The organism is Rhodococcus sp. T7 (genome assembly GCF_009872365.1).
Classification (GTDB): Bacteria; Actinomycetota; Actinomycetes; order Mycobacteriales; family Mycobacteriaceae; genus Rhodococcus_F.
On the sequence record NZ_WXYH01000333.1, the window covers coordinates 170,960 to 181,286 of the forward strand.

The following is a 10,327-nucleotide window of genomic DNA, read 5'->3' on the forward strand; positions in this document are numbered from 1 at the left end:
GACGGCGTGACGGATGGCGGGTGGGCTGTGAATCGCAGGGTGGGCAGATCGGCGCTGACGATGGCGGTGGCCGCGGCCGCTGTCCTGACACCGTTCGCGGCGGCCGCTCCGGCGCCCGCCGACGCGGGCGGGTTCACGAAGACGACGCTCCATTTCCAGGTCTTCGTCGGACCGAACCGCGACGTGCCGTGCGACGTAATCGGCGACGTGTACAAACCGGATGGGGCGTCGGCGTCGAATCGTGTCCCCGCTGTCCTCACCACCAACGGGTTCGGCGGTTCCAAGAACGATCAGGCGGGTATCGCCTCGTTCCTCGCCTCGCGGGGCTACGCGGTGCTCGCCTATTCCGGGCTGGGCTTCGGCGGTTCGGGCTGCAAGATCCACATGGACAACCCCGAGTACGACGGCCGCGCGGCGAGTGAACTGGTGAGCTTCCTCGGCGGACGCGACGGGATGGCGTTCGTCGATCCCGCGCACACCGTTCCCGTTCCGGGCCTCGACTACGTGGTGCAGGACGCGACGGCCCACCACGGCACGGCCGAGGCGAACGATCCGCGGGTCGGGATGATCGGCGGCTCCTACGGCGGGGCGGTTCAGTTCGCCGCGGCGTCGGTGGACCCACGGATCGACACGATCATCCCGATGATCACGTGGAACGATCTCAGCTATTCGCTCGCGCCCAACAGCATAGACCAGACGTCCGGGGTCAGCACGTCGGTTCCCGGTGCGTCGAAGGTGGTGTGGTCGTTGACGTTCGGGGCCGTCGGCGTCACCAATCCCCGGGCGGAGGGCTACGCGCAGGACCCGGTGCGGGCCTTGGGATGCCCCAACTTCGCGGACCCGGCGTGCCCTGCACTGGCACAGTCCGCGGTGCAGGGTTTCCCGGACCCGGCGTCCGTCGACTTCCTGCGGCAGTCCTCCGTGGTGTCGTACGCCGACCGCGTGAAGATCCCGGTCTTATTGATGCAGGGCCAGCAGGACACCCTGTTCGACCTCAACGAATCGAAGGCCACCTTCGAGGCGCTGCAGGCGCAGGGCAACGACGTGAAGATGATCTGGCACAGCTGGGGCCATTCCAACCTCACCCCCGCCGAGGGCGAGATCAACCTGAAGGACCCCAACCCCGAGACCCAGTACGAGACGGGCCGGATCATCGACTGGTTCGACCACTACCTGCGGGACAGCGGGGCGAGCACCGGGCCGGTATTCAGCTACTTCCGCAACTGGGTCGACTACACCGGCAACGCCGCACCGGCGTATGCCGAATCCTCGGACGTCTCGGTGGGTCAGGACTTTTCGCTCTATCTCTCCGGTGACGGCGCGCTGACCGACCGCCGGGACAGTGTCGTCGCAGGCGCTCAGACGCTGCACACACTGCCCGGGGGACTTCCCACCGACCGCGAGGCACCGGACACGAGGCCGAACGCCCCGGTCCCGCAGAGCGTCGAGCCCGGAACGGAGGCCGAGTGGTCGTCGGGGATCCTCGATGCCCCGCTGGACGTGGTCGGAGCGCCCGTGCTCGACGTCCGCGTCACGGCCGCACCCGCGGTCACCGGTGTCGAGGACTCGGTGGTGGTTTTCACCAAGCTGTACGACGTGGCTCCCGACGGAACCGAAACGCTGATCAACGGGCAGGTCGCGCCGGTGCGGATGGTGGCACCCGGTGAGCCCGTGCAGGTCGTGATGCCGGCGATCGTCCATCGTTTCGGTGAGGGGCACCGCGTTCGGCTCGTGGTGGCGGGCGGCGATCCGAGTTTCCGCGGCGGACTGGTGCCGCATCAGGTCACCATCGCCGCGGGCGACCCGGGGCGGGCGCTGGTGCTGCCGGTGACGGGCTGAGGACGCACCCCGAGCAGCAAGTGATTGACATCACACCGTCCCGGGATCAGACTGGGAACCTCATTTGAATCCGATGTCAATATCAATATGGTGTCGGCCGGTGGAGAGGAACCGCAGGTGACCAAGCTCGGAGGAGTGTGCGACCAGCGCTTCGCGGCGTTGCAGGACGCACTGAAGGACAATCTCGACTCCGGTGAGGAGCTCGGCGCGTCGATCGTCGTGACCCTCGACGGACAGCCGGTGGTCGACATCTGGGGCGGATGGTCCGATGCCGATCACACCACCGAATGGGGGCGCGACACCCTCACCAACGTGTGGTCGTGCACCAAGACGGTGACCGCTCTCGCCGCGCTGATGCTCGTCGACCGCGGTCTGCTGGACGTGTACGCGCCCGTCGCGAAGTACTGGCCCGAGTTCGCGGCCGCAGGCAAGGAGCGCGTCGAGGTCCGGCATCTCCTCTCGCACACCTCGGGTGTGTCGGGGTGGGATCAGCCGATCACGGTCGAGGACACGTTCGACCTCGCCGAGTCGACGAAACGACTTGCCGCCCAGGCTCCGTGGTGGGACCTGGGCACGGCGTCCGGATATCACGCACTCAACTACGGCCACCTGATCGGCGAGGTCATTCGACGGGTCGACGGCCGCACCCTGGGGCGTTTCGTGGCCGAGGAGATCGCCGGACCGCTGGGTGCAGACTTCCACATCGGACTGGACCCGTCGGAATTCAGCCGGGTGTCGAACGTGGTCCCGCCGCCGCCGTTGCCGATCGACCTGGCGTCCCTCGACCCCGCCAGCGTCATCGTCAAGACGTTCACCGGACCCGGACCGGACGCCTCCGCGTCCTGGTCCGACGCGTGGCGCAGGGCGGAAAACGGCGCGGCCGGCGGTCAGGGCAACGCCCGGTCACTCGCCCGGATCCAGTCGGTGGTGGCCTGCGGCGGGGAACTCGACGGGGTCCGCCTGCTGTCGCCGGACACCATTTCCCTGGTTTTCGAGGAGCAGTCGAACGGCGTGGATCTGGCGCTGGGGCAGCCGATCCGGTTCGGCATCGGCTACGGATTGCCGACGCCCGTGTCGGTGCCGTTCGTCCCCGAAGGGCGGATCTGCTTCTGGGGTGGCTGGGGCGGTTCGCAGGTCGTCGTCGACACCGAACGCCGGATGACCATGACGTACGTGATGAACAAGATGGGTCCGGGACTGCTCGGCTCCGACCGCACCGCCCAGTACGCGACGGCGACGTTCGACGCACTGGGCTGACGCGGGGGAGGGTCAGGACGCCAGGCCCTTGTCCTGCAACCATTCCCGGGCGATGTCGCCCATGTCCTCGAGGTCGGCCACCCGCTCGTTCATCGCGATGAGATCCTCGGTCGTCAACGCCGCCGACACGTCCGCCAGCACGGCGCGGACGTTGTCGCCGGCCTTGTTCTCGTTGATGATCGGGGTGATGTTCTCGGCCAGGAACAGGTGTTTGGTGTCCTCGAGGGCCACGAGGTTCTCCGAACGCATCGCCGGGTCGGTGCTGAACACGTCCGCGACCTCGATCTGACCGCTGAGCAGGGCGTTGAGCGTGAGGGGGCCGCCCGCGTCCAGCGCCAGGAACTCCTTGAACGTCAACCCGTACCTGTCCTTCAGGCCGGCGACGCCGTTCTCGCGGGTCTTCCATTCGGGCGGGCCGCCGAGGGTCAGTTCGCCGGCGTGGGGCACGAGGTCCTCGATCGTCTCGAGCGAGTACTCGTCCGCGGTCTCCTGCCGCACCGCGAGAACGTCCTTGTCCTCGGCGGGGGACGGTTCCAGCGCGATGAGCCCGGCGGGAAGCTTCGCCTTGATCTGCTCGGTCACCTCGTCCGACGCGGTCGCGGTGGTGGCGCTGTCCAGATACTGGAGCAACGCACCCGAGTATTCGGGCAGCAGGTCGATGGAACCGTCCCGGATGACCGGGACGTACACTTCCCGGCTCCCGATGTTGAGCTTCTCCGTCACGTCGATGCCGTTCGCCCGCAACGCCTCCGCGTAGATGGTGGCGATCAGCTGGCTTTCGGGGAAATCCGCGGAACCGACGACGATGGCGCCGTCGCTGCTCCCGCCGCCGTCGGCCGCAAGGGGTCCTTGCCGATCCCGCAGGCCGTCAACGACACCAGGGTGGCGCCTGCCAGCGCGACGATCAATGCCTTCTTCATGGTGATGTCCTTCAGATCAGCGAGGGCTCGGGTACGGACGTGGGACGGGCCGCGACCGCGGGGTCTCCGGATTCGGAGCGCTTGCTGCTGCGCACCCTCCGGGTGAGTCCGGGCGAGACGACCCGCACCGTGAGGAACCCGATCGCGAGATCGAAGGCGAGCGCGAGGAGTGACACGAGGACCGCCCCCGCCGCCATCTGCGCGTAGTCACTCTGTGCCTTGCCGTCGATGAGGAGTCGTCCCAGGCCGCCGAGCGAGATGTACGCGGCGACGGTCGCGGTCGAGACGATCTGCAGCACGGCGCTCCGGATGCCCGACAGCATCAACGGCAGCGCGCAGGGCATCTCCACCTCGGTGAGGATGCGCATCGACCGGAACCCCATTCCCCGTGCCGCGTCCACGGCGGCCGGGTCGACGGAGCGGATGCCCGCGTACGTGTTGGTGAGGATCGGCGGAATGGCCAGCAGCACCAGCACGATCAGGCTCGGAATCAGGTAGGCCAGCTTGCTCGAGAACGACGGCGCGATGACGAGCACCAGCAGGATCAGCAACCCGATGGTGGGGAGGGCGCGCAGCGAGTTGGCCAGACCGGCGACGACGACGGACCCGCGCCCGGTGTGCCCGATGTACAGGCCGAGGGGCACGGCGATCAGGGCGGCGGCGAACAGGGCGAGGAACGTGTACATCAGGTGCTGGAGGAGCAGGGCCGGAATGCCTTCGGGCCCTGTCCAATGAGCACCGTCCAGCAGGAAGTCGATCATGAGGTGACCACCTTCGGGGTCCACGGGGTGAGTAACCGGTTCGCGAGCACGATGAGGAGGTCGAGAACCAGTGCCAGCAGCAGACTGAGTGCGATACCGGCGATGATGGGTGTGTAGAAACGCAACTGGAAGCCCTGGGTAAACAGCGAACCGAGCTGCGGGATCCCCAGCAGAGCGGCGAGCGAGACCAGGCTGACGTTCGACACCACGGCCACCCGCAGTCCCACGCAGATGACGGGAACACCCACCGGGAGCTGAACTTTGAGCAGCGTCTGATACGGCCGGTAGCCCATCGCCGTCGCGGCGAGCACGGTTTCCTGGGGCACCGAGTCGAGGGCGTCGGCGACGACGCGAACCAGCATGGCGACGGTGTAGATCGTCAGGGCGACGATGATGTTCATCGGATCGAGGATCTTCGTCCCGAGGATCGGTGGCAGCAGCACGAACAGGGCGAGCGACGGGATCGTGTAGAGCAGGCCTGCGGTCCCGACCATGTACGGGTTGATCCGGCGATTGCGGTGCGCGAGCCAGCCGATGGGCAACGCGACGACCACGCCGATGACGATCGGCACGAGGGAGAGCAGGATGTGCCAGCCGACGAGTTCGACGATGCGGTCGGACTGGCGGCCCAGCCATTCGAAGTTCATCGGGCCACCGCCCCCGCGAGATCCGCCGACTCGATCGCTGCCACGGCCGCGTGGGCCGTCACGGTGCCCACGAGCACCCCGTCGAGCAGCGCCCGCATCGTCCCGTGTGCGTCGGCGACCGTGCCGCTGAGATTCACGTCGTCCGGGCGAATGCTGCCGACGACGTTCGCCGGCTGAACCCACCCGATCGGCTTGTTCGCCGGGTCGACGACGAGAAGCCAGTCGTCGGACGCCCGCGCGAGGGCCTCGCCCGCCGAATCACCCAGACGAGCAACGGGTTCGGCGACCGTCTCCACGCGACCGTCGAGGTTCGCGAATCCCAGCGACCGGTAGCCGCGGTCGCGTCCGACGAAGTCGGCGACGAACTCGTCGGCGGGCTCGGTCAGCAACTCCAGGGGAGTGGCCGCCTGCGCCAGGACTCCGCCGGTCCGTAACACGACCACCTGGTCGCCGAGTTTGAGCGCTTCGTCGATGTCGTGGGTGACGATGATGATCGTCTTTCCGATTTCTTTCTGAAGCCGGAGGAATTCGTCCTGGAGCTGGCTCCGGACCACCGGGTCGACGGCACTGAACGGCTCGTCCATCAGCATGAACGCTGGATCCGCGGCCAGTGCGCGCGCGACCCCGACTCGCTGCTGCTGCCCACCCGAGAGCTGCCACGGGTACCGGTCGGCGAAGTGCGCGGCGAGACCGACCGTCTCGAGCAGCTCCATGGCCCGGGTCCGGGCCTCCTTCTTCGTCTTCCCCAGCAGCTTCGGCATCGTCGCGACGTTGTCCACGATGGTGCGATGCGGGAACAGTCCGGCGTGCTGGATGACGTACCCGATCCGCCGGCGCAGCAGCGCCGGGTCCATGTCCGCGGTGGATTCGCCGTCGAGGGAGATGGTTCCGGAGGTCGGTTCGATCAACCTGTTGATCATGCGCAGCGAGGTCGTCTTGCCGCAGCCCGACGGACCGACGAGGGCCGTGATCTTGCCGCTGGGGCACTCGAGGTCCAGTTCGTTCACCGCGGTCGTGCCGTCCGGGTACGCCTTGGTGACTTTGTCGAATGTGATCATCCGCGTGCTACTTTCGTGTAGTCCGGGAGGTGAGGCGCCCGGAAGTTCGGTGTCGGTGGGACTGCTCTACCGAGCTGTGTCTTTCTCCGGATTCGGCAACTGTTCCAGGAACTTCACCGCAGCTTTCAGGTCGTCGCTCAGGGGGCGGTCGGTCGTCCGGGGGTCCAGGCACGTGCGCGCACGGTGCAAGTAGGCGCCGAGTTCGGTGTCCGTGTCGAGGTCGCGGTGCTGCTGGCCGAGTGCCCGCACCGCCGAGATCAGTTCGCAGGCAAGGACGATGCGGGACTGCGCGAGGATGTCGGTGAGCTGGGTGGCGGCCTGGGACGCGAAACTCGCGTGGTCCTCGGTGCCGCGGGAGATGACCGTGTGCCCGAGAGAACCCGGTGCGGCGGCCATCCGGATCTCCGCGATGGCCGCGGACGTCGTGTACTCCAGCAGCATGGTGCCGCTGCTGCCTGCCGGTCCGTCGGCCAGGAACGGCCGCAGACCGGTGACCGCCGGATCCGACAGGTTGGCCAACCTGCACTGCGACAGCAACGCCGCGCTCGACAGCGCGAGTTTCGCCTCGTCCACGGCGAGGGCGATCGGCATTCCGTGGAAGTTCCCGTTGTGGAACACGGCGTCGTCCTCGACGGAGATGAGGGGGTTCTCGGAGGACGAGTTCATCTCGATCGCGAGGGTTCCCCGCAGTCGTTGCAGCGCCTGCCAGGTGGCGCCGAGGATCTGGGGGAGGGCGCGGAACCCATAGGAGTCCTGTACCCGGGCGGCCCGGACGTCGTGGTCGGCGAGCAGTTCCCGGACCCGGCCTGCCACTTCCTCCTGGCCGAGGTGCCTGCGGGCCGCCTGCACCCGTGCCGCGAACGGCTCGACGGAACTGCGCGTCGCCAGCAGCGACAGCACGCCGACGATAAGCGAATGCTCCAGCCAGTTCGCCACGCTGTCGGTGGCCGTGGCGGCGAGCGCGACGGTCATCGCGTTCGTCGAGATGAAGGGGAGCGCATCACCCTGGTGCGCCGTCCACCGGGGCACGACCCGGCTGTCCCGCAGCGGTGTCTCGCCCATCAGCCCGAGCGCGATCTCGGAGAACGCGCTGAGGTCGCCGGTGCCGATCGCCCCGCGAGCGTGCACGGCCGGCAGTTCGTCCGCGGCGACGGCATCGATCAGCGCGGTCACGATGTCGGGGTGCAGACCGGATCCGCCGTTGAGGATCTGGTTGACGCGAATGATCATCGCGGCGCGGACGACGTGGTCCGGCAGCGAGGGACCCGAACCTGTCGCGTGGCTGCGGAGCAGGCGGAGGTCCTGTTCGACCCCGTCGGAGACCGAGGTGTCCCTGTTTCCGCCGACACCCGTGTTGCGTCCGTAGATCGGCTGACGCGCGACGATGCGCACGGCGGTCTCCCAGGAACGGTGTGCGTGGTCGAGCGCGGCGGGGTCGGGCGCGACGACGACGGGCTCCCGGGCCAGAGTCGTCAGCTGATCGACGGTGAGCTGGGAGCCGTCGAGCAGCACCGGAACGGGCGGGTGCGGTTCCTCGGTCGGGCGGGGATCTTTCCGGGTCATCGGAACTCCGTGATCGATGCGGTGTACGGGTACTCACGAGGCGGTTGCGGACGTCGTCCGGCGTCTGCGTTCAGTGTGGTCTGCCTCACTCGTTCGAGATGTATAGTCCTGTATATACCGCAGCCTGTCAACCGTCGGTTTCCGGCGCTCGACGGTTTTCGACCCCGCCCCGAGGGCTCGCAATCCGGCTAGGTCGACCTCTCACTTCGATCAGTCCCTCTGTGAACCTCCGGAACGTAGGGTCTCGGGAGAGGTGCATATACAGCCATGCATCGATCCCGCACTGACTGATCGACCGAAGGAATGAGTCCAATGCCGCAGCAGGTACGAGGCGTCATCGCCCGCTCCAAGGGTGCCCCCGTCGAGATCGCGACCGTGAATATTCCGGATCCGGGTCCGGGTGAGGTGGTGGTGGATATCGCGGCGTGCGGTGTGTGCCACACGGACCTGACGTATCGCGATGGTGGGATCAACGACGAGTTCCCGTTCCTGCTCGGGCACGAGGCGTCCGGCATCGTGGAGAGTGTCGGCGAGGGCGTGACGTCGGTGGCGGTCGGCGATTTCGTGGTGCTGAACTGGCGTGCGGTGTGCGGGCAGTGCCGGGCGTGTAAGCGCGGTCGCCCGCAGTACTGCTTCGACACCCACAACGCGGCGCAGAAGATGACCCTCGAGGACGGCACCGCATTGACCCCGGCGTTGGGGATCGGCGCGTTCGCCGACAAGACCCTGGTGCATGCGGGGCAGTGCACGAAGGTGGACCCGTCCGCCGACCCCGCGGTCGTCGGTTTGCTGGGGTGCGGTGTGATGGCCGGCCTCGGTGCCGCCGTGAACACCGGCAACGTGGGCCGCGGCGACTCGGTGGCCGTCATCGGCTGCGGCGGTGTCGGTGATGCCGCGATCATGGGTGCCCGCCTGGCCGGCGCCAACAAGATCATCGCGATCGACCGGGACGACAAGAAGCTCGAATGGGCCAAGGACCTGGGGGCGACGCACACGATCAACGGCGGCAACGTCGACGCGGTCGAGGCGGTGCAGGAGTTGACCGGCGGGTTCGGTGCGGACGTGGTGATCGACGCGGTCGGTCGCCCGGAGACGTGGAAGCAGGCGTTCTACGCCCGCGACCTGGCCGGCACCGTGGTTTTGGTGGGGGTCCCGACCCCGGATATGACGTTGGAGATGCCGTTGATCGACTTCTTCTCCCGCGGCGGTTCGTTGAAGTCGTCCTGGTACGGCGACTGCCTGCCGGAGCGCGACTTCCCGATGCTGGTGGATCTGTTCCAGCAGGGCCGGTTGCCGCTGGAGAAGTTCGTCACCGAGCGCATCAAGATCGACGAGGTGGAGCAGGCGTTCCACCGGATGCATGCCGGTGAGGTACTGCGTTCGGTGGTCGTGCTGTGAGCGGAAAACTGCGGATCGAGCGGGTCGTCACCGAGGGCACCTTCGCCCTCGACGGCGGCGAATGGAACGTCGACAACAACATCTGGCTGGTCGGGGACGACACCGACGTGGTGATCGTCGACGCCGCCCATGCCGCGCAGCCGATCATCGACGCGGTCGGTGGCCGGCACGTGAACGCGGTGATCTGCACGCACGGGCACAACGACCACGTGACCGTGGCCCCGGAACTGGCGGAGCGGTTGCACGCCCCGGTGCTGCTGCACCCGGGTGATGACGTGCTGTGGAAGATGAGCCACCCGGGCGAGAAGTACTGGAACCTCGAGGACGGGCAGCGGATCGCGATCGCCGGCACCGACATTCAGGTGATCCACGCACCCGGGCATTCGCCGGGGTCGGTGTGCCTGTATCTGCCCGAGGTGGGGGCGTTGTTCTCCGGGGACACCCTGTTCTCCGGCGGCCCGGGTGCCACGGGTCGGTCGTACTCGGATTTCCCGACGATCATCGGATCGATCCGGGACCGGTTGTTCGCGTTGCCCGAGCAGACCGTGGTCCACACCGGGCACGGGGACGGCACCACGATCGGTACCGAGGCCCCGCATCTCGCCGAGTGGATTGCCCGAGGACACTGATTCCATGACCGACATCACCGACAGGTACACCTTCGACGAGGAAGACGTCGTCGTTACGCACGAGAAGTCCTATGCGGCAGGTATTCCTGCGGTGTTGGTCTCGCTCAAGCGCGGACTGGAGCAGATGGGTCCGGTGCGTACGGCCCGGACCCTGATGAAGCTGAATCAGCGCCACGGTTTCGACTGCCCGGGCTGCGCGTGGCCGGAAACCCCCGGGCACCGCAAGCACGCGGAGTTCTGTGAGAACGGCGCGAA

Annotated in this window: 8 protein-coding genes and 2 pseudogenes; 5 read left to right on the plus strand and 5 right to left on the minus strand. The window is 67.6% G+C overall.

Annotation, left to right across the window (positions count from 1 at the left end; all coding sequences use genetic code 11):
• Nucleotides 1–60: 60 nt before the first annotated feature.
• Entirely contained in the window at nucleotides 61–1,839 is a 1,779-nt protein-coding gene (locus tag MLGJGCBP_RS30105) for a CocE/NonD family hydrolase (protein ID WP_160100219.1), read from the plus strand.
• A gap of 117 nt (nucleotides 1,840–1,956) precedes the next feature.
• A complete protein-coding gene (locus tag MLGJGCBP_RS30110) occupies nucleotides 1,957–3,096 on the plus strand; it encodes a serine hydrolase domain-containing protein (protein WP_160100183.1) in 1,140 nt (379 codons plus the stop codon).
• Nucleotides 3,097–3,108: 12 nt separating this feature from the next.
• On the opposite strand, the pseudogene MLGJGCBP_RS30115 reads toward MLGJGCBP_RS30110, so the two are convergent.
• From MLGJGCBP_RS30115 to MLGJGCBP_RS30135, 5 genes and pseudogenes are all read right to left on the minus strand, one after another.
• Nucleotides 3,109–4,016: pseudogene (locus MLGJGCBP_RS30115) on the minus strand (glycine betaine ABC transporter substrate-binding protein).
• Nucleotides 4,017–4,027: 11 nt separating this feature from the next.
• Nucleotides 4,028–4,777: an ABC transporter permease gene (locus MLGJGCBP_RS30120; protein ID WP_160100185.1), complete on the minus strand. Its 750-nt coding sequence runs from the start codon at nucleotides 4,775–4,777 to the stop codon at nucleotides 4,028–4,030.
• Nucleotides 4,774–5,424, minus strand: coding sequence for an ABC transporter permease (locus MLGJGCBP_RS30125; protein ID WP_160100187.1), 651 nt, complete (start codon nucleotides 5,422–5,424; stop codon nucleotides 4,774–4,776). The genes MLGJGCBP_RS30120 and MLGJGCBP_RS30125 overlap by 4 nt, the downstream gene beginning before the upstream one ends.
• Nucleotides 5,421–6,482, minus strand: a complete 1,062-nt coding sequence (locus tag MLGJGCBP_RS30130; protein WP_160100189.1) for an ABC transporter ATP-binding protein — start codon at nucleotides 6,480–6,482, stop codon at nucleotides 5,421–5,423. The genes MLGJGCBP_RS30125 and MLGJGCBP_RS30130 overlap by 4 nt, the downstream gene beginning before the upstream one ends.
• 66 nt (nucleotides 6,483–6,548) lie before the next feature.
• On the minus strand, nucleotides 6,549–8,045 hold the full coding sequence (locus MLGJGCBP_RS30135; RefSeq protein WP_160100191.1) for an aromatic amino acid ammonia-lyase: 1,497 nt from the start codon (nucleotides 8,043–8,045) through the stop codon (nucleotides 6,549–6,551).
• A 312-nt stretch (nucleotides 8,046–8,357) separates the two neighbouring features.
• Here MLGJGCBP_RS30135 and MLGJGCBP_RS30140 point away from each other — a divergent pair, with 312 nt between their 5' ends.
• The 3 genes and pseudogenes from MLGJGCBP_RS30140 to MLGJGCBP_RS30150 form a co-directional block, all read left to right on the plus strand.
• On the plus strand, nucleotides 8,358–9,443 hold the full coding sequence (locus MLGJGCBP_RS30140) for an S-(hydroxymethyl)mycothiol dehydrogenase (RefSeq protein ID WP_087560399.1): 1,086 nt from the start codon (nucleotides 8,358–8,360) through the stop codon (nucleotides 9,441–9,443).
• On the plus strand, nucleotides 9,440–10,072 hold the full coding sequence (locus MLGJGCBP_RS30145; protein ID WP_160100193.1) for an MBL fold metallo-hydrolase: 633 nt from the start codon (nucleotides 9,440–9,442) through the stop codon (nucleotides 10,070–10,072). Before MLGJGCBP_RS30140 ends, MLGJGCBP_RS30145 begins: the two co-directional genes overlap by 4 nt.
• A gap of 4 nt (nucleotides 10,073–10,076) precedes the next feature.
• A pseudogene (locus MLGJGCBP_RS30150) lies at nucleotides 10,077–10,327 on the plus strand (hypothetical protein); the annotation flags it as partial.

What these genes read in the sequence shown, in the direction of transcription:
- MLGJGCBP_RS30105 (WP_160100219.1), top strand. Translation starts at nt 61, where the DNA reads ATGGCGGTGGCCGCGGCCGCTGTCCTGACACCGTTCGCGGCGGCCGCT.
- MLGJGCBP_RS30120 (WP_160100185.1), bottom strand. Translation starts at nt 4,777, where the DNA reads ATGATCGACTTCCTGCTGGACGGTGCTCATTGGACAGGGCCCGAAGGC.
- MLGJGCBP_RS30125 (WP_160100187.1), bottom strand. Translation starts at nt 5,424, where the DNA reads ATGAACTTCGAATGGCTGGGCCGCCAGTCCGACCGCATCGTCGAACTC.
- MLGJGCBP_RS30130 (WP_160100189.1), bottom strand. Translation starts at nt 6,482, where the DNA reads ATGATCACATTCGACAAAGTCACCAAGGCGTACCCGGACGGCACGACC.
- MLGJGCBP_RS30135 (WP_160100191.1), bottom strand. Translation starts at nt 8,045, where the DNA reads ATGACCCGGAAAGATCCCCGCCCGACCGAGGAACCGCACCCGCCCGTT.
- MLGJGCBP_RS30140 (WP_087560399.1), top strand. Translation starts at nt 8,358, where the DNA reads ATGCCGCAGCAGGTACGAGGCGTCATCGCCCGCTCCAAGGGTGCCCCC.